The 24,490-nt window shown below is 72.4% G+C and carries 25 protein-coding genes; 7 read left to right on the top strand and 18 right to left on the bottom strand.

Going from position 1 to position 24,490, the window contains the following annotated elements; translation table 11 throughout:
- The first annotated feature begins 127 nt into the window (after window positions 1-127).
- Together DK419_RS07045 and DK419_RS07040 are read left to right on the top strand one after the other, a co-directional pair.
- Window positions 128-706 (top strand): tyrosine phosphatase family protein, encoded by a 579-nt coding sequence (locus DK419_RS07045; protein ID WP_109958448.1) that lies wholly within the window; start codon window positions 128-130, stop codon window positions 704-706.
- A 199-nt stretch (window positions 707-905) separates the two neighbouring features.
- Window positions 906-1,316 carry a hypothetical protein gene (locus DK419_RS07040; RefSeq protein WP_162561165.1) on the top strand — a complete coding sequence of 137 codons (411 nt, stop codon included), beginning with the start codon at window positions 906-908 and terminating at the stop codon, window positions 1,314-1,316.
- A gap of 207 nt (window positions 1,317-1,523) precedes the next feature.
- Here DK419_RS07040 and DK419_RS07035 read toward each other — a convergent pair whose 3' ends face one another.
- Window positions 1,524-2,321 carry a Cof-type HAD-IIB family hydrolase gene (locus DK419_RS07035; protein WP_109958446.1) on the bottom strand — a complete coding sequence of 266 codons (798 nt, stop codon included), beginning with the start codon at window positions 2,319-2,321 and terminating at the stop codon, window positions 1,524-1,526.
- A gap of 13 nt (window positions 2,322-2,334) precedes the next feature.
- Window positions 2,335-3,597, bottom strand: coding sequence for a lipase family protein (locus DK419_RS07030; RefSeq protein WP_109958445.1), 1,263 nt, complete (start codon window positions 3,595-3,597; stop codon window positions 2,335-2,337).
- A 231-nt stretch (window positions 3,598-3,828) separates the two neighbouring features.
- Here DK419_RS07030 and DK419_RS07025 point away from each other — a divergent pair, with 231 nt between their 5' ends.
- Window positions 3,829-4,998, top strand: a complete 1,170-nt coding sequence (locus tag DK419_RS07025) for a polysaccharide biosynthesis/export family protein (RefSeq protein ID WP_109958444.1) — start codon at window positions 3,829-3,831, stop codon at window positions 4,996-4,998.
- Window positions 4,999-5,033: 35 nt separating this feature from the next.
- Here the strand turns inward: DK419_RS07025 and DK419_RS07020 are convergent, their stop codons facing one another.
- Window positions 5,034-6,002, bottom strand: a complete 969-nt coding sequence (locus DK419_RS07020; protein WP_109958443.1) for a D-2-hydroxyacid dehydrogenase family protein — start codon at window positions 6,000-6,002, stop codon at window positions 5,034-5,036.
- A gap of 323 nt (window positions 6,003-6,325) precedes the next feature.
- Between DK419_RS07020 and DK419_RS07015 the strand changes: the two genes are divergently transcribed.
- Window positions 6,326-7,435, top strand: coding sequence for a branched-chain amino acid ABC transporter substrate-binding protein (locus tag DK419_RS07015; protein WP_167450830.1), 1,110 nt, complete (start codon window positions 6,326-6,328; stop codon window positions 7,433-7,435).
- On the opposite strand, the gene DK419_RS07010 is transcribed toward DK419_RS07015, so the two are convergent.
- The 6 genes from DK419_RS07010 to dctP form a co-directional block, all read right to left on the bottom strand.
- Entirely contained in the window at window positions 7,419-8,282 is an 864-nt protein-coding gene (locus DK419_RS07010; protein WP_109958442.1) for a PhzF family phenazine biosynthesis protein, read from the bottom strand. The genes DK419_RS07015 and DK419_RS07010 overlap by 17 nt on opposite strands.
- Window positions 8,283-8,574: 292 nt before the next feature.
- On the bottom strand, window positions 8,575-10,098 hold the full coding sequence (locus tag DK419_RS07005; RefSeq protein ID WP_109958441.1) for a malonate--CoA ligase: 1,524 nt from the start codon (window positions 10,096-10,098) through the stop codon (window positions 8,575-8,577).
- Between the two features lie 255 nt (window positions 10,099-10,353).
- Window positions 10,354-11,760: a malonyl-CoA decarboxylase gene (locus tag DK419_RS07000; protein WP_109958440.1), complete on the bottom strand. Its 1,407-nt coding sequence runs from the start codon at window positions 11,758-11,760 to the stop codon at window positions 10,354-10,356.
- A 160-nt stretch (window positions 11,761-11,920) separates the two neighbouring features.
- On the bottom strand, window positions 11,921-13,273 hold the full coding sequence (locus DK419_RS06995; RefSeq protein ID WP_109958439.1) for a TRAP transporter large permease: 1,353 nt from the start codon (window positions 13,271-13,273) through the stop codon (window positions 11,921-11,923).
- The gene (locus tag DK419_RS06990) at window positions 13,270-13,935 is read right to left on the bottom strand and encodes a TRAP transporter small permease (RefSeq protein WP_109958438.1); all 666 of its coding nucleotides are present in this window, start codon (window positions 13,933-13,935) and stop codon (window positions 13,270-13,272) included. Before DK419_RS06990 ends, DK419_RS06995 begins: the two co-directional genes overlap by 4 nt.
- Window positions 13,932-14,969, bottom strand: coding sequence for a TRAP transporter substrate-binding protein DctP (dctP, locus tag DK419_RS06985; RefSeq protein WP_109958437.1), 1,038 nt, complete (start codon window positions 14,967-14,969; stop codon window positions 13,932-13,934). Before dctP ends, DK419_RS06990 begins: the two co-directional genes overlap by 4 nt.
- Window positions 14,970-15,168: 199 nt before the next feature.
- Between dctP and DK419_RS06980 the strand changes: the two genes are divergently transcribed.
- On the top strand, window positions 15,169-15,825 hold the full coding sequence (locus tag DK419_RS06980; RefSeq protein WP_109962169.1) for a GntR family transcriptional regulator: 657 nt from the start codon (window positions 15,169-15,171) through the stop codon (window positions 15,823-15,825).
- A gap of 135 nt (window positions 15,826-15,960) precedes the next feature.
- Window positions 15,961-17,121, top strand: coding sequence for a YihY/virulence factor BrkB family protein (locus DK419_RS06975; protein WP_109958436.1), 1,161 nt, complete (start codon window positions 15,961-15,963; stop codon window positions 17,119-17,121).
- Window positions 17,122-17,208: 87 nt separating this feature from the next.
- Here DK419_RS06975 and DK419_RS06970 read toward each other — a convergent pair whose 3' ends face one another.
- The 3 genes from DK419_RS06970 to DK419_RS06960 are packed head-to-tail and all read right to left on the bottom strand — an operon-like array spanning window position 17,209 to window position 19,375.
- Window positions 17,209-18,531 (bottom strand): hypothetical protein, encoded by a 1,323-nt coding sequence (locus DK419_RS06970; protein ID WP_109958435.1) that lies wholly within the window; start codon window positions 18,529-18,531, stop codon window positions 17,209-17,211.
- A complete protein-coding gene (locus DK419_RS06965; RefSeq protein WP_109958434.1) occupies window positions 18,528-18,959 on the bottom strand; it encodes a hypothetical protein in 432 nt (143 codons plus the stop codon). Before DK419_RS06965 ends, DK419_RS06970 begins: the two co-directional genes overlap by 4 nt.
- Window positions 18,956-19,375, bottom strand: a complete 420-nt coding sequence (locus DK419_RS06960; RefSeq protein WP_162561164.1) for a thiol-disulfide oxidoreductase DCC family protein — start codon at window positions 19,373-19,375, stop codon at window positions 18,956-18,958. The genes DK419_RS06965 and DK419_RS06960 overlap by 4 nt, the downstream gene beginning before the upstream one ends.
- Before the next feature lie 179 nt (window positions 19,376-19,554).
- Here DK419_RS06960 and msrB point away from each other — a divergent pair, with 179 nt between their 5' ends.
- Entirely contained in the window at window positions 19,555-19,965 is a 411-nt protein-coding gene (gene msrB, locus DK419_RS06955; protein WP_109958432.1) for a peptide-methionine (R)-S-oxide reductase MsrB, read from the top strand.
- Window positions 19,966-19,987: 22 nt separating this feature from the next.
- Here msrB and DK419_RS06950 read toward each other — a convergent pair whose 3' ends face one another.
- The 6 genes from DK419_RS06950 to DK419_RS06925 all read right to left on the bottom strand — a co-directional run bounded on the left by DK419_RS06950 (window position 19,988) and on the right by DK419_RS06925 (window position 24,329).
- Complete coding sequence (locus tag DK419_RS06950; protein ID WP_109958431.1) at window positions 19,988-21,076, bottom strand: SPL family radical SAM protein; 1,089 nt, start codon at window positions 21,074-21,076, stop codon at window positions 19,988-19,990.
- Window positions 21,077-21,158: 82 nt separating this feature from the next.
- Window positions 21,159-21,422 carry a hypothetical protein gene (locus DK419_RS06945; RefSeq protein WP_109958430.1) on the bottom strand — a complete coding sequence of 88 codons (264 nt, stop codon included), beginning with the start codon at window positions 21,420-21,422 and terminating at the stop codon, window positions 21,159-21,161.
- Window positions 21,423-21,618: 196 nt separating this feature from the next.
- A complete protein-coding gene (locus DK419_RS06940; protein WP_109958429.1) occupies window positions 21,619-22,059 on the bottom strand; it encodes a TIGR02301 family protein in 441 nt (146 codons plus the stop codon).
- Window positions 22,056-22,574: an NUDIX hydrolase gene (locus tag DK419_RS06935; RefSeq protein ID WP_245442859.1), complete on the bottom strand. Its 519-nt coding sequence runs from the start codon at window positions 22,572-22,574 to the stop codon at window positions 22,056-22,058. Before DK419_RS06935 ends, DK419_RS06940 begins: the two co-directional genes overlap by 4 nt.
- On the bottom strand, window positions 22,571-23,614 hold the full coding sequence (locus DK419_RS06930) for a hypothetical protein (protein WP_109958428.1): 1,044 nt from the start codon (window positions 23,612-23,614) through the stop codon (window positions 22,571-22,573). Before DK419_RS06930 ends, DK419_RS06935 begins: the two co-directional genes overlap by 4 nt.
- Window positions 23,607-24,329: an SDR family NAD(P)-dependent oxidoreductase gene (locus DK419_RS06925; RefSeq protein ID WP_109962167.1), complete on the bottom strand. Its 723-nt coding sequence runs from the start codon at window positions 24,327-24,329 to the stop codon at window positions 23,607-23,609. The genes DK419_RS06930 and DK419_RS06925 overlap by 8 nt, the downstream gene beginning before the upstream one ends.
- Between the last annotated feature and the right edge of the window lie 161 nt (window positions 24,330-24,490).

Here is a 24,490-nt window from a genome sequence, read left to right as displayed (position 1 = left end):
AACCCTCTTGAGAGGCTTGGCGCCCGCGAGAGGCTTGGCCCTCGTGCGGGTCCTTCGCCTATGCTAATCCCGGGCCCGACCCCGCGGCGGCGTCCCCGCCGCCGATCCGCCGGAGCGCGACCCGACCGTGAAGCCCGAACCGATCTCCCTCAACACGGTCTGCGGCCTCGAGGAGCTGGGCCACCACTCGACCCGCGGCGTCACCCACGTGCTGTCGATCCTCGACCCGGCCTGGCCCGAGCCGGAGGCCTTCGGCACCTACGACGCGCATCACCGTACCACCTTGCGCTTCCACGACATCATCGAGCCGACGGACGGCCAGATCCTGCCCGAGCGCCGGGACGTCGAGGCGATCCTGCGCTTCGGCGAGGAGCTGATGGCCGAGACCGCGCGGCGCAAGACGCACCTCCTGATCCACTGCCACGCCGGCATCTCGCGCTCCACCGCCGCGATGACGATGCTGCTCGGCCAGGCCCATCCGAAGCTCGACGCCGAGGCGGTCGTCGCCAAGGTCCACGATCTGCGCGAGAAGGCCTGGCCCAACGCCCGCATGATCGCCTTCGCGGACGACGCCCTCGGCTACGGCGGCAGCCTCAGCGAGGCGGTGCGCCGCCTGCACGCCCTGCAGCTGCAGGTGCGCCCCCACCTCGTCGAGCTGATGCGCGGCCTGGGACGCGGGCGGGAGGTGGACGCGGCCCTGGCCTGAGCCGACGCGCGGCCCCGGTTGCGCCGCTCGCTCCGGTCCTTGCGACGTCTTCGTCGTAACTTCGATTGTCCTTGCGGCATGGCGATGCCCGAGCTATCGATGCCCTGCCGGATCGATCGTGGAAAGACGAGCGGATGTTTCTTCCGTGTCTCTCGACTGTGAACGGCCGGCAACGCCGTCAACTCGTGGGACATGGTCGATGCGCAATCGGACGATTGTTGGGGCCGCCGCTCTCTCTTGCCTGATGACGACCGGTGCCCTCGCGTGGCCGCGACCGATCCCGACCGTCGAGAAGGTCGTCAAGCCCGGGCAGACCCAGAAGATCGGGTGGTTCGTCTCCCTCGATCCGACCTGCCGCTCGGTCGGCCCCTGGGCCGTCAACATGATCGAGCCGCCCGGCAAGGGACAGGTCATGGTCGAGCAGGGATCGGAATATCCCGGATTTTCCCCGAACAATCCGCGCTCGGCCTGCAACAAGCGCAAGGTCCCGGCGACCCGGATCCTCTACAGCGCACCTCCCGGCGGGCCGGACGACGATCAGTTCATCATCGAGATCGTCGATCCCCTGGGGAATGCGCAGCGGCTGCGCTATCACGTCGGGCTTCACTGAGGGCCCGGGCCGGTCCGGCTCCGGGACGAGGGGGTCTCACGGGTGCACCTGCGCCCGACGAGGAACCATGAGCGGGTCTCGCCAGCCCCGGCGGCACTCGCGCCCTCCCCGTCATCCGGGACCGCGAAAGCGGCGCCCGGGACGACATCGGCGGGTTCGGTGTCCCGCGCGCGCGACATCGCGCCTCGCTCGACGTCGTTCGCGATCTCAACCCAGCACGAACCGCTCGATCGCCTCCGCGAACCCTTCCGCCTCGTTCGTCCCCGTCACATGGCTCGCCGCCCGCTTCACCGCGTCGCTCGCGTTGCCCATCGCGATCGACAGGCCGGCCTTGGCGAACATCGCGGTGTCGTTCGCCATGTCGCCGAGCACCGCCACCCGGGACAGCGGGATGCCGAGCTCTCCGGCGATGCGCGCCACGAAGTGGCCCTTGTCGATGTGGGGCGGGGTGACGTCGAGGTAGTAGGCCTGCGAGCGGTGGACCGCCGCGCCCTTGCCGACCTCCCGTGCCAGCCGCGGTTCGAGGGCGGCGAGCGCCGCGTGGTCGCGCGAGACGCCGACGAGCTTCGCCGCGCGGGCGAGGTGGGGCGCGAGGTCGTCCACCACGCGCGGGCCGGCCTGGAGGGTGCGGCGCTCGAGGTCGGTGTAGGGGCCGTCCGGATCCGTCAGGAGCCAGGCTCCTTCCGCGAAGACCCAGAGGTCGATCCCTTCCGCGGAGAACCGCGCCGCGGCCGTCCGGGCGGCCTCCTCGGGGATCAGCGTCTCGTCGATCAGCGAGAGGTCGGGCCGCACCACCGTCGAGCCGTTGAAGGCGCCCATCGGCAGGTCGAGCCCGAGCGGCGCGACGAGCGGGCGCAGGCCGACCGGCGGGCGGCTCGAGGCCACCGTGAAGGCGATGCCGCGGGCGCGCAACGCGTCGACGGCGCGGATCGCCCGGGGCGTCAGCTGCTTGTCGCCGGTGACGAGGGTGCCGTCGACGTCGGTGACCACGAGGGAGATGGGCATCGGAGGGGCGTCCTCATATTTCCCTGTGCACCGGCACCGGCTCGGGCGGCGTCTCGGGCCTCAGGCCGACGATCTCGGGCGCCAGCACCCGCGCGCCAAGGGCCTGCGGGCCGAGCGTCAGGGCGAAGAAGTCGTACTCGCCCGGCAGGTCGTTCGCCATCAGGAACTGGAAGTGCATCCGGAACGGCCGGAACGAGATCCGGCGGTAGACCGCCGGGTCGATGATCTCGCGGAACTTCGTCGAGCGGATCAGCGGGTTGCGCACCGGGCCGGCCGGGGTCTCGCCGAGGTCGCGGGCGGGGTTGAAGCCCGGGAAGTTCATCCAGTCCTGCGGCGCCTGGTAGTCGGCCCAGACCAGCCGGCCGCTCGCCACGAGGCGCATCACGTCGGCCCGCACCCGGCGCGCCCGCGGGTTGATGGTGACGAGCGGCAGCCCGGCCCCGAGGGTCAGGAGCGACAGGCGCGGGGCGTCGGGCAGGTCCTGCTCCAGCACCCGCGCCGCGACCTCGGCGGCGGTGAGCCCGCCCGAGGAATGGCCGACGATCATCACCTCGTCGACCGCGCCGGCCCGGACGATCCCGGCGACGTGGTCGGCGAACAGGCCCAAGCGGTCCTCGTAGTCCCGGCGCCAGCCGTTGCTGTGCTGCCAGTTGAACACCCAGTCGTTGATGAGCTGGCGCAGAAAGATGCGGTCGAGGAGCGGGGTCGCGGCGAGAACGAGCCCGATGCCGGCGAGCGCCCCGAGCCCGGCGGCGGCGAAGCCCGGCAGCCAGCCGGCCAGCAGGTGGGCGACGCCGGTGCCGAGCAGGGCCGCGAGGGCGGCCAGGATCACCGTCATGCCGAAGGGATAGAGGATGACGTTGCCGTACTTCCAGTTCAGGCCGTAGAGCCGAAAGAGCTTGCCCGTCAGGAGGCTGTGCAGGATGCCGGCGGTGAGCAGCGCCATCGAGGCGATCAGCGGCCGCCGGAAATCCGCCCGCACGACGTCGTCCCACAGGAGCACCTGGTAGGTGGTGTGGGTCGTGAGGCCGCCGCGACCGGCCTCGACCGTCCAGGTCTGGACCAGGCCGTCGGGCCGGGTCTCGGCCCGGCTGATCGCTCGCTGCCCCAGGTCGAAGCGCTTGGCGTAGCGGGTGAACTCGCGGGCGAACAGCGCCCGGTAGCGCTTGCCCGCCTCCGGGTCGTAGCCCGGCAGGTAGACGACGTGGCGCCGCCGCACCGGCCCGGGGGCCTGCGCGGCGGGATCGGGCGGCGTGAAGCCGATCTGTGTGGTCATCTCTGCCCTGTCATTCCGCGTCACGCCATCCTGAAGCCGCGATTTCGTAACCCTTGTCGTGCTTGGACGGCACGACGGTGACGGCCGACTCCCCGGTCCCCTGCCCTGTGTCTAGCGGGGAAGGCGGCGCGGGGGGAGGGCTCCCGACGGCACTGTGACACGAGGGCCACGGACACGGGCCCCCGACTCGGCTAGGGACCACTCTCAAGCTAAGGACGAGCAATCTCCCTGATGCGCGCATTCCCGATCGCCCTCTGCGCCGCGCTCGCGGTCTCGGGCTGTTCCAACTTCCTGCCCGCCGCCGGTCCCACGGCGAGCGCGGTGGAGAAGGGCGCCGACGTGGCGACCGACCAGGGCCTGCTCGCCCGCTACGAGATCGTCGACGTCGATGCCGCCGTGGTCGAGGCCCTGCGCGGCCGGCCCCTCGACAGCCTCCTCGCCTCGTTCGGCGACCGCCGCCCCTCCGTCGAGCCGGTGATCGGCGTCGGCGACACCGTGGCGGTGACGATCTACGAGGCCAGCACCGGCGGCCTGTTCTCCGGTTCCCTGTCGATCGACCGGTTCTCCTCCGGCTCGAAATCCGCCACCATCCCGCCGCAGGTCGTGACCCGCGACGGCTCGATCACCGTGCCGTATGCCGGCCGCGTCCAGGTGGCGGGCAAGCGCGTCCAGGACGTGCAGGCGCAGATCGAGCAGGAACTCGCCGGCAAGGCGATCGAGCCGCAGGTGATCGTCACCGTGGTGCAGCCGACGAGCACCGCCGTGACGGTGACCGGCGAGGTGACGTCGGGCGCCCGCGTGCCGCTCTCCACCAAGGGCGACCGGCTGCTCGACGTGGTGGCGGGGGCCGGCGGCGTGCGCGCTCCGGTCTCCGAGACCTTCGTGCGGCTGTCGCGCGGCGCGACCACCGCGACGGTTCCGCTGACCGCGATCGTCTCCAACCCGCGCGAGAACATCTTCCTGCGCCCGGGCGACACCCTGACCCTGGTGCGCGATCCGCAAACCTTCCTGGCGGTCGGCGCGCTCGGCGCCCAGGCGGAGATCCCCTTCGCGGCGGAGGGCATCACCCTCGCCCAGGCGCTCGCCAAGGCCCGGGGCCTGTCGGACCTGCAGGCCGATCCGGCCGGCGTGTTCCTGTTCCGGTTCGAGCCGGCCTCGGTGGTGCGCCGCCTGCGCCCGGGAAGCCCGCTCCTGACCGCGAACTTCGTGCCGGTGGTCTACCGGATCAACATGCGCGATCCCAACAGCCTGTTCGTCTCCCAGGCGTTCCGGATGCGCAACCGCGACCTCGTCTACGTCTCGAACGCGCCCTTCACCGAGGTCCAGAAGGTGCTCGGCGTGTTCTCGACCATCACGGCCCCGGTCACGGCCGGCGCCTCGGTCTACGCCGGCGTGCGCTGACAGGGGCGGGCGCCGAGAGGGCGCCCGCTCCCGCCTCAGGCCTCCACCACCCGCACCGGCGCGCCCCGGCGCCAGGCGGCGATCGCCTCGACGGTGTCCTCGTAGAACATCCGGAACGTGCCTTCCGTGACGTAGCCGAGATGCGGCGTCAGCACGGCGTTCGGCAGGCCGCGCAGGGGATGGTCGGCGGGTAGCGGCTCGCGGTCGAACACGTCGAGCCCGGCCCGGATGCGGCCTTCGCCCAAGGCCGCGATCAGGGCCGCCTCGTCGACGAGGGGACCGCGGGAGGTGTTGACCAGGATCGCGCCTTTCCGCATCCGGGCGATCTCCGCCGCACCGACGATGCCCCGCGTCGCGGGCGCCAGCACCATGTGCAGGCTGACGACGTCGCTCTCCGAGAACAGGGCCTCGCGGGTGGCGAGCACCGCGCCGCCGGCCTCGGCCCGCTCCGGCGTCAGGTTCGGGCTCCAGGCCGTCACCCGCATGCCGAGCGCCCGGCCCACCGCCGCCACCCGCGCACCGATCCGCCCGAGGCCGACGAGCCCGAGGGTGCGGCCCTCCAGGCCCTCGCCCAGGGTCTCCTGCCAGCGCCCGCCCGCCATGTTGGCGAATTCCCGCGGCAGGCTGCGGGCGCAGGCCAGCATCAGGGCGACCGTCAGCTCGGCGGTGGCGATGCCGCCCTCGCCGTTGCGGGTGTTGCACACGGTGATGCCGCGGGCCTTGAGCGCCGCGACGTCGACCGAGGGGTTGCGCCCGCCGGTGAACACCACGAGCCGGAGGCTCGGAAGGGCGGCGATCAGCGCGGCGTCGAGGGGCATGCGCTCGCGCATCAGGCAGAGCACGCCATAGGGCGCGAGCCGCGACGCGGCCTCCGCCTGCGGCACCGGCTCGCGGAAGAAGTCCACGGTCACGTCGCGGCCGAGGCCGGACCAGTCGGCCAGGCCCTCGGCCACGCCCTGGTAGTCGTCGAGCACCGCGACCCGGATGCCGTCAGCCTGATTCATCGCACGATCCCCCTCGAAATCCGTCAATATCCGGCCCCGGACGGGCGTTCCAGCCCGGGTCACCGTGCTATGCTGAGCCCAGCATCCCGACGCGCCGCGGCCCTCTTACGCGCTGTCGCCCCCTTGCGCCCCTGCGGGCTCGCGCCCGATAGAGCGGGCGCCCTCGCGGGGCCTTCGCGGAGGTCGGCGCGGACAAGGGAGGGGCGGCCGTGGTAAGCGGCCGGCGAGAGGCCGGGCAAGAAGCTGGGCAAGAGGCTGGGCGAGAGACCTGGGAAGCAGGGCCGGAGGTACGGAGTGGTTCGAACCATGCGGGAGCGCCGGTGATGACGCGCACCAGGGCCGTCGCCGCCCTGTGGCTGGCGATCGGAGCGCTGCTGTACGGGCCGGGCGCCGCCCGCGCCGACGTGACCATCGGGGTCGCGGTGCCGCGCACCGGGGCGGTCGCCGGCATCGGTGAGCAGGTGCTCCAGGGCGTGCAGGCCGCCGTCCGGGACGCCAATGCCCGCGGCGGCATCGCCGGGGAGCCGATCGTGCTCGACGTGCAGGACGATGCCTGCGACCCGAGCCAGGCGATGGCGGTGGCCGAGCGCTTCGTGCGCGCCGGCGTGCGGCTGGTGATCGGCCACGTCTGCTCGAGCGCCTCGCTCGCCGCCTCGGACGTCTACGCGGCGGCCGGCGCGGTGATGATCAGCCCGGCCTCCAACGCCGCGCGCCTGACCGACCGCGGCCTGCCCACCATCTTCCGGGTCTCCGGCCGCGAGGACGACCAGGGCCGCCTCTCGGCCACGGTCCTGGCCGAGCGGTTCCGCGACAAGAAGATCGCGATCCTGTACGACGACACCCCCCTGTCCCGGAACCTCGCCGAATCGACCAAGGCCAACCTCAACAAGATCGGCCAGAACGAGACCCTGTTCGCCGCGATCGTCCCGGGCCAGACCGACGACGCGGCCTTGATCAAGCGCCTGCAGGGGGCGGGGATCGAGGTGGTCTATTACGGCGGCCACTACCAGGAGATGGGCAAGCTGGTGCGCAAGGCGGCGGAAGCCGGCTACCGCCCGCAATGGTTCGGCACGTCGGGCATCGCCACCAAGGAATTCGGGTCGCTCGCGGGCCCTGCGAGCGACGGCGTGCTGATGACCTTCAACCCGGACCTGCGCCGCAAGCCCGAGGCCGCCGCCGCCGTAAAGGCGCTGCAGGCCGACGGCATCGACCCCGCCGGCTTCACCCTCTACGGCTACGCCGCGCTCCAGGCGCTCGTCGAGGCCGGCAACTTCGCCAAGTCCACCGACCCGAAGGCGATCGCCGAGACGCTGCATTCCGAGCGGTTCAACCTTGTGCTCGGCAATGTCGGGTTCGACCAGAAGGGCGACGTGACGGCGCCCGGCTACGTGCTCTACGTCTGGCGCGACGGCGTCTTCACCTACGCGAACTGAGACCTGGGCCGAGGTCGAGGGGCAGGGTCCCCTCGGCCACCGTGAGGGTGCGCCCGCCGATCCAGTCGGCGCCGTCGTAATCGACGAAGATCCGGCCGCGGCGCCCGAGCCTGGTGCCCTGCGCGGCCACGTAGGGGCCGGTGGCGCGACCGGTCTCGCGCAGCCAGCCCGCCACCGCCGCGTTGAAGCTGCCGGTGACCGGATCCTCGACGAGGGCGCCCGCGCCGTCGCTGAACAGGGTGCGGATCTCCCAGGCCACCTCGCTCCCGGGGGCGTGGGCGCCGACGAGGCCGATATCGACCCGGCCCTCGTGCCGCCGGACCGGCTCGACGGCCAGCACCGCCTCGGCCGAACGCAGCATCACCCCGATCCAGCCCGGGCCGTTATCGGCCCAGCGCGCCTCGACGATCTGCTCGGGCGCGATGCGCAGCACCGCCACGGCCTCCCGCATCGTCGCCTCGTCCACCGCTCCCTCCCGCAGCAGCTTCGGCGCCGCGAAGGCGAGGCGATCCCGGTCCTGCCGGATCGGCACGAGGCCGGCGCCGCATTCCTGCACGATTCGTCCTGCCTGGCGCGGCCGGCCTCCGAGCGCGAGCCAGGCATGGCAGGCACCCAGCGTCGGGTGGCCGGCGAAGGGCAGCTCATGCGCGAGGGTGAAGATGCGCGCGCGGTAATCGGCTCGCCGGTCGGTCGGCGGCAGCAGGAACACCGTCTCCGACAGGTTGAACCACCGCGTCATCGCCTGCATCGTCGCGGTGTCGAGGTCGGCCCCGCTCACCACGGCGAGCGGATTGCCGGTGAAGGCGCCGTCGTGGAACACGTCGATCAGGGCGAAGCGGGCGGACATGGTGGATCTCCGGGGCGGCCGGCGCCGGCAACTCAGGATGAGGCCGGGTTTCGACGAAATGTCGCGAGAGCCTCAGGCCAGTCGGCTGACCCGGGCAGCAATGCCGCTCGCTGCGGCATTCCGGGGCCGCGAAAGCGGAGCCCGGAAACCGGAAACGCAGGTTGAGAGGAACCGGGCGGAACACTCATCGCTGATTTCTGAACCATCGGCGGTTCTGGATCCCGGGCTCCGCTTTCGCGGCCCCGGGATGGCCCGGAGGGCATGAATTCGGTGGAGGGACAGGAATCCCCGCTCAGCCCTCGTACAGCCCCTTGTGCGTCTCCCGCAGCAGGTTCTTCTGCACCTTGCCCATGGTGTTGCGCGGCAGCTCGTCGACCACGATCACGCGCTTGGGCAGCTTGAACTTGGCGAGCCGCCCTTCGAGGGCAGAGAGGATCGCGGCCTCGCTCGGCGCCTCGGCTCCGCGCGGGACCACCACCGCCGTGACGCCCTCGCCGAAATCCGGATGCGGCACCCCGATCACCGCCGATTCGAGCACGCCGGGCAGCCCGTCGATCTCGGTCTCGACCTCCTTCGGGTAGACGTTGAAGCCGCCGGTGATGATCAGGTCCTTGCCGCGCCCGACGATGTGGACGTAGCCGCGCTCGTCGACCTTGCCGAGGTCGCCGGTGATGAAGAAGCCGTCGGCCTTGAACTCGGCGGCGGTCTTCTCCGGCATGCGCCAGTAGCCCTTGAACACGTTGGGGCCGCGCACCTCGATCATCCCGACCTGGTCGGGCGCGAGCGCCCGGCCGGTCTCGGGGTCGACCACCCGCAGCGAGACGCCCGGCAGCGGGAACCCGACCGTGCCGGCGACCCGGTCGCCGTCGTAGGGGTTCGAGGTGCTCATGTTGGTCTCGGTCATGCCGTAGCGCTCGAGGATCGCGTGGCCGGTCCGCTCCTGCCACTCGCGATGGGTCTCGGCCAGCAGCGGCGCCGAGCCGGAGACGAACAGGCGCATCCCGGCACTCGCCTCCCGGGTCAGGCCCGGCTCCTTGAGCAGGCGGGTGTAGAAGGTCGGCACGCCCATCAGCGCGGTCGCCCGGCCCATCAGCGACAGGATCAGCGGCGGGTCGAGCTTCGGCAGGAACACCATCGCGGCCCCCGACATCAGCACCGTGTTGGTGGCGACGAACAGGCCGTGGGTGTGGAACACCGGAAGCGCGTGGATCAGCACGTCCCGGTCGGTGAAGCGCCAGTAATCCACGAGCGTGAGCGCGTTCGACGCCAGGTTGTCGTGGGTCAGCATCGCACCCTTCGAGCGCCCGGTGGTGCCCGAGGTGTAGAGGATCGCCGCCAGATCGTCGGAGGCGCGGGGCACGTCGGCGAAGTCGCCGGTCTGGCCCGCCGCCTCGGCCGCCATCGTGCCCTCGCCTTTCGCGTCGAGGGTGCCGACCTGGCGGACGTTCGCCCCTTCCGCCACCGGCTTCAGGGCGTCGAGCTTGCCCGGATCGCAGACGAACAGGGCCGGCTCGGCATCGCCGAGGAAGTAGGCGATCTCGGCGGGCGTGTAGCCGGTGTTGAGCGGCAGGAAGACCGCGCCCGCCCGCACGCACCCGAGATAGAGCGCGATCACCGCCGGGCTCTTCTCGACCTGCACCGCCACCCGGTCGCCGGGGGCGACCCCGAGCCCGACGAGGGCGGCGGCGTAGCGGCCGGATTCGGCGATGAGATCCGCGTAGCTCCAGCGCAGGCCCTCGGGCGTTTCGAGGAACACCTTGCCCGCCGGGTCGGCGGGGAGGCGGGAGCGGACGATGTCGAAGAAGTGGTTGGACATGGAGGAAACTCTTCAGTCAGCGGCGAGATGGCGGCCACGCCGTCCACTCGAAGAACGCGGGTGTCTCCTCTCCCCGCGGGCGGGGAGAGGGCTGCATCTCTGTTCAGGAGATGCAGCAAGCCCGAAGGGCGAGGGTGAGGGGGTATTTCCGGAGGAGCCACATCCGGCACCTCCCCCTCACCCTCGGCTGCCGCCTCGCTGTGCTCCCTGGACGGGAGCACAGCCCTCTCCCCGCCCGCGGGGAGAGGGGAATGCTCACGCCTCCGCGAGCGCCACCGACCGCGCCGGCGGCAGGTTCTGGCGCAGTTCGCGGTTGACGGTGAGCGAGGCCGAGACGGTGCCGAGATTGGCGTAGGTCTCGTGGTTCTTCTCGATCGCGGCGAGGTCGTAGAGGTAGTTCACCATCAACCCGTAGCCCTGCGACAGGCCCTTCGGCGAGACGTCGCCGAGGAAGTTGAGGCGCTCCAGCCGCGCGCCGTTGCCGAGGTGGAAGCGCGCCACCGGATCGACCGGCTTGCCGCGCGGGGTCTTCGCCCGCAGGAAGTAGTAGGCGGCGGCCGGCAGCAGCGCCTTCTTCACCGCCTCGGCCTTCGCCTTGTCGGCGTGCCAGTCGGGCTGGTCGAGGAGGCGCAGGGTCTCGACGTCCTCGCGGGTGAGGCCCTGCGGCGCGTCGGCCCGGCGCTCGCGGTCGAGCCAGGTGCGGAAGCCCGGCACCGGCGAGAGCGTCACGAAGGTCTTCAGCGCCGGCATCTCGCGGCAGAGGTCCTCCACCACCTGCTTGATCAGGAAGTTGCCGAAGGTGATGCCGGCCAGGCCCTTCTGGCAGTTCGAGATCGAGTAGAAGATCGCGGTCGTCGCCTCGCGGGTCGCGGTGTGCTGGCGCTCGTGGGCCAGGATCGGGGCGATCGCCGCGGCGATGCCGGCGGTCAGCGCCACCTCGACGAAGATCAGCGGCTCGTCGAGGAGCGCCGGGTGGAAGAAGGCGAAGCAGCGCCGGTCCGGCGGCTCGATGCGCCGGCGCAGGTCGTCCCAGCCGGAGATCGCGTGCACCGCCTCGTAGCGGATGATCTTCTCCAGGATGTGGGCCGGCGTGGTCCAGTCGATCCGGCGCAGCACCAGGAAGCCGCGGTTGAACCACGAGGCGAACAGGTGCTCGAAATCGGCGTCCAGGCTGTCGACCGCCTCCGCCAGCGCCGCGTCCGGCTTGTCGGCCTTGCGGGTGGCGTCGCGCAGGGCGAACAGGTCCTCGCGCATCCGCACCAGGGCGATCGTGCCGTCGCGGGCGAGGTTGAGGCGGCGGATCAGCTCCTGCGAGCGCGGCTCGGCCGCCTCGTGCAGGCGCCCGAGCGCGGCCCGGGACGGCGCCTTGCCGTAGGCCGCGATGGCGCTCGCGACCGCGGCGTGATCGGCCCCGAACTCGAGGGCGACGCGCCGCAGGAAGTCGTGCCGGTCGTCCCGCCCGAAACTGTCGTAGCGGTCGAGGATGATGCGGGCCAGCGCCACGCCCGAGGCCTCGCCGCGGCGCGAGATCAGGTCCTCGGCGAGCTTCACCACCTCGGCGACGCTCGCCTTGGCCGGATCGTCGCGGCCGAAGGCGATCAGCCCGCGGCCCCGGTCCGAGATGCTCTGGAGGAGGTCGCCGAGGAACGAGATCGCCGCCATGGGGCCCTGCTCACTGTCGCTCTGCTCATGACCGGACAACCCCCGCGGATCGGGGACGGCGCCGGCCTTCGGGAAATTGGGCTCCGCCCGGGCAGCGGAGAGGGAGGGGCGGCGCCGTCGCGCGTCGCGGTCGGGAGCCGTCCGGGCCATGGTGACGCCTCTACTTGGTCGAGGGCAAGAGCAGATCCGGCAGCCAGAGGGCGATGCCGGGAACGACGCAGAGGACCAGGATCGCCACGGCCATCAGGATCACGAAGGGCAGGGTGCCCCAGATGATGTCGGAGAGGGGGATGTCGGGGGCGATGTTCTTGATGACGAAGATGTTGAGGCCGACTGGCGGGTGGATCAGCCCCATCTCCATGGTGATCGTCATCACGACGCCGAACCAGACGAGATCGAAGCCGGCCTCCCTGAGCGGCGGCAGGATGATCGGCGCCGTCATCAGGATGATCGAGACCGGCGGCAGGAAGAAGCCGAGGCCCACCACCAGGAGCAGGATGGTCAGCAGCAGGAGCCAGGGCGAGAGATGCATCGCCACGATCGCGGCGGCCGCCGCCTGCGAGATGTGGAGGTAGCTCATCACGTAGGCGTAGAGCAGCGACATGCCGATGATCAGCATCAGCATGGTGGATTCGCGCAAGGTCGCGACCAGGATCGGGCTCACGTCCCGGGCCCGCCACACGCCGTAGATCGCCGCGATCAGCGCCAGCGCCAGGAGGCCGCCGAGGCCGGCGGTCTCGGAGGGCGTGGCGTAGCCGCCGTAGAGCGCCACCATCACGCCGGTGAGCAGCACCACGAAGGGCAGCACCCGCGGCAGGGTCGAGAAGCGCTCCGCCATCGAGTAGCGGTCCTGCGCCAGGATCGGGTGCTCCGGCCCGCCGGTGACGTAGGCCGCGCGCGCCATCGCGAATTCGCGCCGGAAGCGCCAGGCGGCGTAGGCGGCGAACAGCAGGACCAGCAGCAGCCCCGGTCCGATGCCGGCGAGGAACAGCCGCCCGAGCGACTGCTCGGCCGCGACCGCGTAGAGGATCATGGTGATGGAGGGCGGCAGCAGGATGCCGAGCGTGCCGCCCGCCGCGATGATGCCGGCGGCAAAGCCCCCGGAATAGCCGCGCCTTCGCATCTCCGGGATGCCGGCCGAGCCGATCGCCGAGCAGGTCGCCGGGCTCGACCCCGCCATGGCGGCGAACAGCGCGCAGGCGAAGACGTTGGCGATGCCGAGACCCCCCGGGATCCTGTGCATCCAGGCATGCATCGCCGAGTAGAGGTCCTGGCCCGCCTTCGACCGGCCGATCGCCGCGCCCTTCAGGATGAAGAGCGGGATCGACAGGAGCGTGATCGAGGCCATCTCCTCGTAGACGTTCTGCGCCACCGTATCGAGGGAGGCGCCGGGCATGAAGGCCAGCATGAAGACGAGCGCCACCGCGCCGAGCGCGAAGGCGATCGGAATGCCGGCGAGCATCGCCCCGAGGGTCGCGCCCGCGTAGAGCGTGCCGATGATCGCGGTGCTCATCGGGCGGATTCCTTCCCGTCCTGCTTCTTGCCGTCCTGCTTCTTGGCGCGTTCGAGGTCGGGCCCGAGGCCGATCTTCGGATCGGCGAAGCCGGCGGCCTGCGGCCCGCGGGCGACGGCTTCCGCGATCTGGAGCAGGAACTGCAGGGAGAGCAGCGTCATGCCGAGCGCCATCAGCGAGTAGGGGATCCAGAGCGGCGGGCCCCAGGTCGATTGCGAGATTTGCCCGTCGACCCAGGCCTCGTGCAGGAGCGTCCAGCTCTTCCAGGCGAAGAAGCCGACGAAGCCGAGGCTGACCACGTCGGCGACGATCAGGCGAGCGCGGTTCGCCCGCGGCGTCAGGAGCCCGGTCAGCGCCTCGATGGCGACGTGGCCGCGCCGCGCCTGCACGCCCGCCGCCGACAGGAAGGTGGCGCCGACGATCAGGAACACCGCCGTCTCGTCCTGCCACTCCGTCGGGATCTTCAGGAAGTAGCGGACGACGACGCTGTAGCTCAGCACCAGGCAGGCGGCGACGAGGGCGAGCCCGCCCATGAGCAGGATCAGCCGGTTGAGGCCGCCCATCGCGGCCTCGATCGCCGCGAGGGGTCCGGGCAGGCGGGCTCTCGCGGCGGCGCGCTCCGGCTCCGCGGCGGCGGAGGCCGCGTCGAAGGCGTGGCTCACGCGACCGCCTCCGCGAGCTTGAGCATCTCGGCGCAGGACGACGACTTCGCCGCGTAGTCCTTCCAGGCGGAGTCGCGGGCGATGTCGCGCCAGCGGCCGAGCGTCGCCTCGTCGAGCCCCTCGACCTTGGCGCCGGCCTTGGAGAAGATCTGCTCGACCCGGGTGTCGTCGGCTTGCGCACCCTCCTGGCCGAAGGATTCGATCTCGGCCCCGACCGCCATGATCAGGTCCCGATGATCCTTCGGCAGGCCGTCGAACACGGTCTTCGACATCATGATCGGCTCGAGCATGAACCAGTACGAGCGGCCGCGGCCCGAGGTCAGCGACTTCGACAATTCCTCGAGCCGGAACGAGATCAGGCTGGTCGAGGAGGTGATGACGGCGTCGCAGGCCCCGGTCTGCATCGCCGCGTACGATTCGTTCGAGGGCAGGCTGAGCGTCGCGGCGCCGGCGGCCTTCATCATCAGGTCCATCTCGCGCGAGCCGCCGCGGACCTTCAGGCCCTTGGCGTCCTCGGGCCGCACGAGCGGGCGCTCGCGGCTCGCCACGCCCCCCGCCTGCCAGACCCAGGATACCAGCACGATGTTCTTCGACAGCAGGATCTCGGTGAGCTTGCGGCCGACCGGGGCCGCCTTCCAGGCCATCGCCTGCGGGTAGGAGGTCACGAGCGCCGGCATCAGCCCGATATTGGTCTCCGGCACCTCGCCGCCGGCGTAGGGCAGCGGGTAGAGGCTCATGTCGAGCGCGCCCTTTCGCATCGCGCTGAACTGGGCGTTGGTCTTCATCAGCGACGAGCCGGGATAGACCTGGACCTCGACCGCCCCCTTCGAGCGCTCCTTCACCGCGGCGGCGAACTTGCGGCACATCCGATCGCGGAAATCGCCCTCGTCGATCGTGCCACCCGGGAACTGGTGCGACAGCTTCAGGACCGTGGCGGCCTGCGCGGCGCGCCCGAGGCCGATCAGCGCGGGGGCGGCGAGGCCGGCGCCCAAGAGGGAACGACGGCTCAAGCGGGAACGACGGGTGAAGGCCATGGGGTTTCCTCCGGAGGGGGCCGTTCGGCTCCGCTTCTGTCGTTGGAGCGCGGCGGGCGGACGTGGCGCGCCGCGGCTCATTTGGAAAAGACTCCTATCTTGTATATTTTGTCAACCGTCGTGCATATTCCGCGGAAGTCGGTACCGGATGCGCCGTGCGGAGGAAGGCGCCATGGCCATGCGCAACGAACCAGGCACCCTGAGCCACGCCCAGCGGTTGCGGCGCACGATCGAGGACGAGATCGTCGACGGGGTCCTGCGGCCCGGGGACCGGCTCGACGAGGTCCAGCTCGCGGCCCGGTTCGGGGTCTCGCGCACCCCGATCCGCGAGGCGCTGCTGCAGCTCGCCGTCACCGGCCTGATCGAGGTCAAGCCGCGCCGCGGGGCGGTGGTGAGCACGCCGGAGCCGGCGCGGCTGATCGAGATGTTCGAGACCATGGCGGAGCTCGAGGCCGCCTGCGGGCGCCTGGCCGCGAGACGGCTCACCGACGCGCACCAGCGCGATCTCATCGCGGCGCTCGAATCCTGCCGGGCGGCCGCCGCCGGGAGCGACACCGAGGCGTACTACGCCGAGAACGCGGTCTTCCACGCGGTGATCTACCGGGCCTCGCAGAACGGCTTCCTGTACGAGCAGGCGCTCGGCTTGAGCCGGCGCCTGGCGCCGTTCCGGCGCATCCAGCTCCGGGTCCGCAACCGGCTGCGCCAGTCGCTCGCCGAGCACGAGGGGGCGGTGGAGGCGATCCTGGCCGGCGACGAGGCGCTGGCCGGCGAGCGCCTGCGCGCCCACGTGCTGGTACAGGGCGACCGATTCTCGGAGCTGATCCGCAGCCTGCCGGGGGGGAGCGCGGCGGCCTGACCCTGACCCGGGTCAACCCCTTGACCTTGCGGCGCTTTCATCGACTCGGAACGACCCCCGGGACGCGACGTTGTGATCGGGAGCGCTCACGCTTGCGGGCGCGCCCCGACGATCCTCCTTCCCCCCGGTGCCGTGATGCCGCCCGAACCCCGCTCCGGTCCCGCCTCGTCCGGCGTGACCTCGACCCTGTGGACCGTCTTCCTCGGCCTCGCCCTGGTGCGCCTCGTCACCGCGCGCCGGCCCGACGGCGTGCAGGACGCCGCCCCAGACCCGACCCGGCATCTCGGCGGCGGCGCCAAGTCGTATTCCGGCCGCCCGGCCCAGTGGGTCGCCGAGACGGAGGGCGACCGCGGCCGCAAGGCCGAGACGCCGACCGAGATCCCGGCCAAGGGCTGGAAGGACGTGCTCTACCGCGTCTACCTCGAGTTCCAGAAGGACCGGGTGCTGTCGGTGGCGGCCGGCGTGACCTTCTACACCCTGCTCGCCATCTTCCCGGCCGTGGCGGCTCTGGTCTCGCTCTACGGGCTGTTCACCGATCCGAGCACCATCAACGACCACCTGTCCCTGCTCCAGGGCGTGCTGCCGTCGGGCGCGCTCGAGATCATCGGCGACCAGGTCAAGCGCATCACCGCCAAGGGCGGCACCACGCTCGGCATCACCTTCTTCACCAGCCTCGCGATCTCGCTGTGGAGCGCCAATGCCGGCATGAAGGCGATGTTCGACGCGCTCAACATCGTCTACGAGGAGGAGGAGAAGCGCAGCTTCATCCAGCTCAACCTGCGCTCGCTCACGTTCACCTTCGGGGCGCTGGTCTTCGTCATCGTGGCGATCGGCTGCATCGTGGTGCTGCCGGTGGCACTGAACTTCCTCGGCACGTTCGGCATCCGGATCAGCCCGACGGCCTGGTACATCGCGCTCCTGCGCTGGCCGGCCCTGCTCGCGGTCCTGCTCCTCGTGCTGGCGCTCCTCTACCGCTACGGCCCGAGCCGCGACCTGCCGCGCTGGCGCTGGGTCACCCCCGGCAGCATCACCGCCGGGGTGGTGTGGCTCGTCGCCTCGATCGGCTTCTCCTGGTACGTCGCGCATTTCGGCAGCTACAACGAGACCTACGGCTCGCTCGGCGCCGCGATCGGCTTCATGACCTGGATCTGGATCTCGTCCACGATCGTGCTGCTCGGCGGCGAGATCAACGCGGAGCTCGAGCACCAGACCGCCCGCGACACCACGACCGGGCCCGAGGAGCCGATGGGCGCCCGCCGGGCGCGGATGGCCGACACGGTCGGGGCGCCGGCGTGAGTCCGCGCCGGAGCCGTGCCATTCAGCGCGGTTCCGATGGAAGGCCCGGCCGATCCCGCTTCCGGAGGAACCCGTTCGGAAGCGGGATCAGCGCGCGTGCGAGGACGGCCGATGCGGTGCGGCCGCGCCGCCGCGGACGAGTACGATCCCCCGGATGCTCGCGTAGGTCGCGGCCTGGAGCAGCGGCAGGACGAGCGGCATCCGCATCGTCCAGGCCAGGACGGCCCAGGGCAGGCTGCGCCGCTCGAGGATGCGGGAGAGGGCGGCGATCCCCCGCGCGCGGATGCCGGTCTCGGCACAGGAGAAGACCAGGCGCCCGGCGCCGCCGGCCCGTCGGCGCCGGAGCGCGATCCCGGCATCGAGCGCGAAGCCTGCGGCGATCCTGCGCCGCGCCTCGTCGCCGGTGCGGGCGATCACCGTCGGGGTTCCGGGCCGGTAGGGGCGCCATCGGACGCGCCAATCCGGCACCGCCGCCTTGTAGGCGGCCCAGTCCCGCGGCATGGCCCGGGCGATGTGGACCCGGTTGTAATGCGCCGCGTAGACCGCATCGAAGAGCAGGAACGCGACGGTCACGCCGGCGAGCGCCGGCGAGCGGTACTGCGCGGCCTGCAGCGCCATCACGACCGCCGAGGTCACCTGCATCGGGTTGGCGATGTAGGCGTAGGGACCGGACATCACCACCCGCTTCGGCGGATCGACCGGGACCGGCGTTCCTTGCCCGACCGTCGCGAACTCGAACGCCGCCGCGGCACCCGCCAGGAGGCAGAGCAGCGCCGCCGCGAGGCCGAGCCACCCGAGCGGTCCCGCTGGCAGGTGGAGGGCAGCCGTCCAGTCCCCGCCCTCGACCGTGAGCGCGACGGCCGGCAAGGCGAACAGCATGTAGAGCCCCCAGCCGCCGGCATGCACCAGGGTGCGGGCGAGCGGACGGACATCGCGGCGGGTCCAGCGGGCGAGGAGCAGTCCCGGCAGCAGGCCGGCGGCCAGGCAGACGGGCTCCCCCGCGTACCAGCCGTCGGACAGCGCGACGCTGTCGAGGAGCGGCATCGTGACCGCATCGAGAAGGGCCGCCCCGGCCAGCAGGGCGGGAAGGCCGGCGCGCATCTCGATGAGGGCCGCCGCCGGTCCCCACAGGAACGCCCAGCCGATCCAGATGTCGACGGGCAGGCCGAGCACCCGGGGGCCGTCGGTCCCGGGAAAGGACCACCAGCCGGCCTCCCGGGCCAGGAGGTTGAGGGCGAGCAAGGCCGGTACCTGCCAGAGGAAGGCCAGCATCGCGGCCGAGGCCTCGCGCGGCGTCGGCCGACATCCCAGGGTCAGGCCTGCCGCCAGCAGCACGGGCAGCAGGAGGAGGGCGGTGCGCTCCCAGGCGACGGCGGTCGCGAGGTCGAGACCCGTCAGGCTCGCGATCATCGCGGGGGTCCCCCTCGCATGCGGCGATAGCGGGCGGGAACCCGCAGGCCCGGCGGCAGCTGCCGGTCCAGGACGACCGCGACGGCGAGGAGGACCGGCACCGCCGCGACGGCGTAGTGGATGCCGGTGCCGCACAGGGGCGCCGCGGCGGTGCCGAGGCAGAGGAGGTCCTTGGCCATCGTACCGAGCCGCGTCGCGGGCTCCGGTGCGAAGGCGAGGGTGAAGGCCAGGATTCCCGGCAGAACCGCGAGGAGCGCGATCTCGTTCACCGGCGCCCCGGCGGCGGCGCCGATCCCGCCGCCGAGACCCGCCCCGAGCAGCGCCAGGACGGCGAGGGCTCGCGCCTTGACGCTGCCCCAGGCCGGCAGGAGCGGATCGGGACCGTAGGGATAGGGCGGAGGGGCAGGGTCCGGAAGCGGCGACGTCACGCGAGGAACCTCGTCTCCCGGTCCCGCGGGGGGCGCGGGCAATGGTCGTGCCGGCCCCAGATGCGGTAGCGATGGCGGGCGACCTTGTCGTACCAGACATCGAGGAGGCGGCCGGGCACGAGCCCGAGCACGCGGGCGAGCCCGCGCCAGGGTTGCCCGAGGCCGGCCGCGAGGGCGAGGACGGCCCTGCTCTTCGTCAGGACGGCGCCATCGGCAACGTACAGGAAGGTCTCGTCCGGGCCGAGTCCGTCCGGGAGCCCGGCGTAGCATGCGCGCCCGGTGATCGATTGCGACGAGGCGAACCGATGCCGCCTGCCGTCGCCATCCGCCCACAGGACGAAGCGCACGAGATGCGAGCACAAGCCGCATTGCCCGTCGTAGACGACGATCGGGCCGCTGTGCTGGTGATCTGACATGCCGGCCTCGCTCCCGCACGGCCCGAGTATGGCGCGCCCGGGCCGGATCGCGAAGGCCCGTGGCGGTGTTGCTCTGCGCAGCCGCCGGGCTGCGCGCAGCGCCGCAGCATCTCGCCAGATGCCGCGCCCACCACCATCTTGGGGCCTTGGGAACCAGGGAATCATCAGGAGAGGCCCCGATGGCCGGACACGAGACCGACGCTGCCGAGACCCGTACCGAGACGGAGTGGCGCCGGGAGCTGACGCCCGAGCAGTACCGCGTGCTGCGCGAGCACGGCACCGAGCGCCCCGGCACCAGCCCGCTCAACCACGAGAAGCGCGCCGGCACCTTCGTGTGCGCCGGCTGCGGCCAGCCGCTGTTCGAGTCCGAGACGAAGTACGAGTCGGGCTCTGGCTGGCCGAGCTTCTACGCGCCCCTCGACGGTGCGGTGGAGACGCAGAGCGATCGTTCGTTCTTCATGACCCGCACCGAGGTGCACTGCGCCCGCTGCAAGGGCCATCTCGGCCACGTCTTCGACGACGGCCCGGCTCCGACCGGCCTGCGCTACTGCATGAACGGCGCGGCGATGGGGTTCGAGCCACAGGAATAGGCGTGCTCCGCGCCTCGGTGCTCTACGTCCAGTAGAGCACCCGCGCCGCCGGCAGCCGCTCCGCCAGTTCCCGCGTCAGGCACTGCCTCATCTCCCGCATCAGTTCGGCGGGAAACACGTACTTCACCGAGCCGAACTTGGTGAGCTTGCGGCTGCGCTCGTCCTCCCGCATCGGCAGGTCGGAGCCGGGATACCAGCCCTCCAGCACCTCCTTCGAGCCGGGGGTGAAGCGGTGGGTGATGAGCTCCGCCGTGAGGTCGAGGTCGCGCACGCCGTCGAGCACGGCTGCGGCCTCGGCGAACAGGGCCGCGTAGGCCTCGCGCCACTCCGGCACGGGGAGGATCGGCGCCACCGTGAGCCCGACCGGGTAGCCGGCGCGTGCCACCGCCCCCATCGCGGCGAGGCGGTCGCGCAACGGCGCGGTGCCGCCCTCGTAGCGGGCGGCCGCCGCGGCGTTGACCGAGAAGCGCAGGCGGGTGCGGCGCCCGTGCCCCAAGCCGAGCAGCGGCTCCACCGCGGCGAACTTCGTGGTGGCGCGCAGGGCGACCGGGGCGTCCCAGGCGCCGAAATGCCGGATCGCCGCGGAGAGCGAGCCGGTCAGGTGCTCGATGCCGAGGGGGTCGGTGTAGCAGGACGCCTCGAAGGTCGTGCCCTCGTGCGCGCGCTCGGCGCTCGCCGAGGTGACGCCGCCCTGGCCGAGGTAGGACGCGAGGTTGTCCAGGATCTCGGGTAGGTTGGCGTAGACCCGGGTCACCGGCGGTCCCGACAGCGAGCCGGCGAGGTAGCAGTACTGGCAATGGGCCGGGCAGCCCTCGGCGAGGTCGACGCGCCAGTCGGCGCTCGGCGGGATCGGCTGCAGCTTCAGCTTGGTCGGCGGCGCCACCACCACCGCGAGGGTGTTCTTGGCCTCGATGTAGGCGCGGCGCGGATCGGGATGGCGCAGGCCGGTGAGGCGGTTGCCCGGCAGGGCCTCGACGGTGAGGCCCAGCGCCTCGGCGCGCGCGGCGATCGCCCGCCCGTGGGCGTGCTCCCGCGCCGCCGCGGTGATGACGACCCGGCGCGGGCGCCAGAGACGGGCCGTGCGAGTGGGGGCGGGATCGTGAAAGGTCATGCCCGGCGAACGCGCGGGCGGCGTCAAGGGTCCCGATCGCCCGATCCCGCCCGTCGGTGGGCGGGACCGGGCGATCGGATCGTCAATGCCGGCCTTGCGGGCGCACCGTGTAGGTGCCGCTCCGGATGCGCTCGGGGAAGCCCTCGGCGTAGCGGGCGGTGGCTTCCTCGCCGTAAGTCTGGACCAGCTCCTGGAAGGCCGCGAACAGGGCGGCCTGGGCCATGCAGTCGCCGTCGATCCCGTCCAGGCAACCTTCCGCGAAGGCCTCCGAGACGTAGCTCAGGGCGACGCGCTTCGCCTCCTGGTCGGAGTCGAGCGCGGGGTCGTGGGTTTCGAAATCGGTCATCGACAGCCTTGAGATCGAGTCTCTGGGGGGAGAACGGCGGTCTCGGGTCCGCAGCGGCCTCGGGTGATGACGGATTCATAGGGTTTCGGCCGGCCCCGGGCCAGCAAGGAATTGCGAAGAGGTTAACGGCGAAGCGAGAATGCCCCTCGCCTCGACGCGGGTGCCAAGCCTGTGGCGCACCCGCAACACGGCGCCCTCAGCCGCCGAACCGACCGGCCAGAGTGACCGACAGGCGCTCGCCCTCCGCGATGTAGCGGGTCGCGGCCTCGACCGCCGACGGCGTGCAGACGCGGTAGGTCACGGCGTAGCCGCCGTAGCCGCGGTTGTAGGCCCCGGCGAGGCGGTCGCGCCGCCCCGGGCTGGTGCCCTCGGAATCGAGCAGGGCCCTCATCCGCGCCGGCCATTCCGGCGCGTCGGGATTGCCGCACAGCTCGCGCAGGAAGCTCAGCGAGCCGATGATCTCCGACAGGCGCAGGAGGTCGCGGTCGTAGGGCGCGGGCGCGTCCGGCGGCGGGGCGGGAGCCTCCCTCTCGGCGGGCTTGGTCTCGGCCCCCCGGGTGGCGGGCCGCGGCCGGGTCTGGGCAAGGGCCGGCGCCGCGGCGAGCAGGCAGGCCGCCAGGATCGCGACGCGCCTCATGCCTCGCCTCCCGTCGCGTCGCCCGCGGCATCTCCCACCACATCTCCCACCCCGCTGCGGTCCATCGCCGCCAGGGCCTGCGCGATCACCGCGTGCAGGCCCCGGGTGGTCGGCAGCGCGCGCGCCTCGTCGGGCGTCACCCAGCGCAGGTCGAGGGCCTCCGGCCCGGTCGTCGGCTCGCCGGAGAGCCAGCGGGCGGCGTGGGGGTGGATCACGAAATGGTGCAGCACCGCGCCCTGCGCGTCGCGCTCGATCACCTCGAGGGGCGTCAAGCCCGCGACCACCTCGGCCACCACCCCGACCTCCTCGTGCAATTCGCGCAGGGCGGCCTCGGCCAGGGTCTCGCCCGGTTCCACCTGGCCGCCCGGCAGGGTGTAGATCCCGCGCATCGGCGCCTGGCCGCGGGCGGCGAGCAGCACGCGTCCGTCGCGCACCACCGCCGCGGAGGCGGCGACGAAGGGGCGCACGGGATAGCGGCGGCGCAGACCCGTATCGTCGGTCCCGGTCCCGCTCACGGCCGCGCGCCGCCGTCATGCACGACCGCCAGGCGCCCGTCGGCCAGCGCCACGACCACCTGGGCGCCGCGCCCGGATCCGAGGACCGCGAGGCCGGCGCCGACGGGCGCCGGCAGGGCCGCCCGCGCACGCTCGGCGAGGTCGTTGAGCGAGACGTAGGCGAGGGCGCCGCGGTCGCGGGTCGCCAGCACAACCTCGCCGTCCGCCACGGCGGCGCCGGGGGCGGAGAAGCCCCCGCCGTCGGCGCTCCGGCCGCCCGCCGCCTGCTGCGCAAGCTTGCCGCCGGCGAGGCTCCAGTGTTCGAGCCGGCCCGCGTCGCCGCGCACCAGCACGGCCCCGGGGCGGGCGCCGGGCCACTCGGCCGCGAGGCTCGCCCGTCCGGGTTCGGCCGGGGTCTCGGCCCGCACCCGCCAGGCCCCGTCCTGACGCCCGATCAGCGCGAGGCGCGTGCCCTCCGGGTGCTCGCTCAGCGCCAGCAGGGCGAGGGACCCGTCGATCTCGACCGGCCGCAGGGTGTCGGGGGCGAAGGCCGCACCGGCGCCCGGCGGCACCGTCGCGGTCGCGACCGGCACCGGCTTCGGGTCGGCGCTCATCGACACCTTCTGGCGCTCGCGCAAAGTCACGCCGGCGGCGCCCGGGCGCCCGTCCGGCCCGGTCGCCGGACCCGACAGGTAGGCGCTGACGGGACCGGACAGAACCCGGCGCGAGCCCGGCAGGGCTCCCTTCGGCGTCTCGCCGGCGGTCAGCCCCTCGATCGCGTCGAGGGAGAGCGGGACGACCGTCACGCGATCGCCCGAGAGCATGAGCACGGCCGCACCGGTCTCGCCCCAGGCGACGGCGATCGGGCCGGGCGTGCGGGGCAGCTGCGGCAGGCCGGCGGTCGCGACCGACAAAGCCGCCTCGCTGCCCGCGTCGCGCAGCTGCGTCACCCGGAACGGCAGGTCGAGCAGGGTGACGCGCGGCTCGGCGGCGGCGGGCGAGGCGACGAGAAGGGCGGCGAGGCAGCCGCGGGCGAGCGCGCGCGCCGCCCGCTCAGACATGCTGGCCGCCGTTGATGTGCAGCTCGGCGCCGTTCACGTAGGACGAGGCCTCGGTGCAGAGGAAGTAGATCGCCTTGGCGACCTCGTCGGGGGTGCCGAGCCGCCGCTGCGGGATCTGCGCCACCAGCTTGTCGGTGCCGGGCGACAGGATCGAGGTGTCGATCTCGCCGGGCGAGATGGCGTTCACCCGCACGCCGAGCGGCCCGAAATCGGAGGCCATCTCGCGGGTGAGGCCGGCGAGCGCCGCCTTCGAGGTGGCGTAGGCCGCCCCCGCGAAGGGGTGGACGCGCGAGCCCGCGATCGACGTCACGTTGACGATCGAGCCGCGCGCCCGGGTCAGCTCGCCGCACAGGCCGCGGGCGAGCAGGATGGGGGCGAAGAAATTGACCTGGAACACCCGCTGCCAGTCGGAGAACGGGGTGTCGATGGCGCCGAGCCGCGCGCCGCCCGATCCTTTCGGCGAGATGCCGGCATTGTTGACGAGCGCGTGCAGGAGGCCGCCCTCGGCCTCGAGCCGCCCGGCCACCTCCTGGACCGCGCGGACGGTGTCCTCGGGGTCTGCGAGGTCGACCTGCAGGTGGTCCTCCGGCCCCATCTCCCACGGGCAGTTCTCCGGGAAGGCGTGGCGCGAGCAGGTGATGACGCGCCAGCCCGCCGCCGAGAAGCGCTTCACGGTGGCGTGGCCGATGCCCCGGCTCGCGCCGGTGAGCAGCATCACGCGGCGGCGTTCGTTCGACGGATGGGCCACGGCCGTTCCTCGGGATGTCCGGTGCGGAGCGCCGCCGTCTTGGAGGGGCGCGAAGAGCCGTCAGGTTAGGGCTCGGCGGCCCGGAAATCCAGGGCTCGCCGCGCCGCAGCAAAGCTCGCGCGCCCCGC

The sequence above is a fragment of the Methylobacterium terrae genome (genome assembly GCF_003173755.1).
Lineage (GTDB): Bacteria > Pseudomonadota > Alphaproteobacteria > Rhizobiales > Beijerinckiaceae > Methylobacterium > Methylobacterium terrae.
The sequence above is the reverse complement of the archived record's forward strand: the minus strand, read 5'-3'. Positions and strand labels throughout refer to the sequence as shown.

Bases quoted from the DNA above. Each gene is read 5' to 3' on its own strand.
- DK419_RS06995 (WP_109958439.1), bottom strand. From the start codon at position 13,273: ATGAGCACCGCGATCATCGGCACGCTCTACGCGGGCGCGACCCTCGGG.
- DK419_RS07000 (WP_109958440.1), bottom strand. From the start codon at position 11,760: ATGGCGGCGATCTCGTTCCTCGGCGACCTCCTCCAGAGCATCTCGGAC.
- DK419_RS06945 (WP_109958430.1), bottom strand. From the start codon at position 21,422: ATGACCGATTTCGAAACCCACGACCCCGCGCTCGACTCCGACCAGGAG.
- DK419_RS06970 (WP_109958435.1), bottom strand. From the start codon at position 18,531: ATGATCGCGAGCCTGACGGGTCTCGACCTCGCGACCGCCGTCGCCTGG.
- dctP (WP_109958437.1), bottom strand. From the start codon at position 14,969: ATGGCCTTCACCCGTCGTTCCCGCTTGAGCCGTCGTTCCCTCTTGGGC.
- DK419_RS07025 (WP_109958444.1), top strand. From the start codon at position 3,829: ATGCGCGCATTCCCGATCGCCCTCTGCGCCGCGCTCGCGGTCTCGGGC.
- DK419_RS07035 (WP_109958446.1), bottom strand. From the start codon at position 2,321: ATGCCCATCTCCCTCGTGGTCACCGACGTCGACGGCACCCTCGTCACC.
- DK419_RS06930 (WP_109958428.1), bottom strand. From the start codon at position 23,614: ATGTCTGAGCGGGCGGCGCGCGCGCTCGCCCGCGGCTGCCTCGCCGCC.
- DK419_RS07010 (WP_109958442.1), bottom strand. From the start codon at position 8,282: ATGTCCGCCCGCTTCGCCCTGATCGACGTGTTCCACGACGGCGCCTTC.
- DK419_RS07015 (WP_167450830.1), top strand. From the start codon at position 6,326: ATGACGCGCACCAGGGCCGTCGCCGCCCTGTGGCTGGCGATCGGAGCG.
- DK419_RS07040 (WP_162561165.1), top strand. From the start codon at position 906: ATGCGCAATCGGACGATTGTTGGGGCCGCCGCTCTCTCTTGCCTGATG.
- DK419_RS07005 (WP_109958441.1), bottom strand. From the start codon at position 10,098: ATGTCCAACCACTTCTTCGACATCGTCCGCTCCCGCCTCCCCGCCGAC.
- msrB (WP_109958432.1), top strand. From the start codon at position 19,555: ATGGCCGGACACGAGACCGACGCTGCCGAGACCCGTACCGAGACGGAG.
- DK419_RS07030 (WP_109958445.1), bottom strand. From the start codon at position 3,597: ATGACCACACAGATCGGCTTCACGCCGCCCGATCCCGCCGCGCAGGCC.
- DK419_RS06975 (WP_109958436.1), top strand. From the start codon at position 15,961: ATGCCGCCCGAACCCCGCTCCGGTCCCGCCTCGTCCGGCGTGACCTCG.
- DK419_RS07020 (WP_109958443.1), bottom strand. From the start codon at position 6,002: ATGAATCAGGCTGACGGCATCCGGGTCGCGGTGCTCGACGACTACCAG.
- DK419_RS06960 (WP_162561164.1), bottom strand. From the start codon at position 19,375: ATGTCAGATCACCAGCACAGCGGCCCGATCGTCGTCTACGACGGGCAA.
- DK419_RS06940 (WP_109958429.1), bottom strand. From the start codon at position 22,059: ATGAGGCGCGTCGCGATCCTGGCGGCCTGCCTGCTCGCCGCGGCGCCG.
- DK419_RS06950 (WP_109958431.1), bottom strand. From the start codon at position 21,076: ATGACCTTTCACGATCCCGCCCCCACTCGCACGGCCCGTCTCTGGCGC.
- DK419_RS06925 (WP_109962167.1), bottom strand. From the start codon at position 24,329: ATGCTGCTCACCGGCGCGAGCCGGGGCATCGGCCACGCCACCGTGAAG.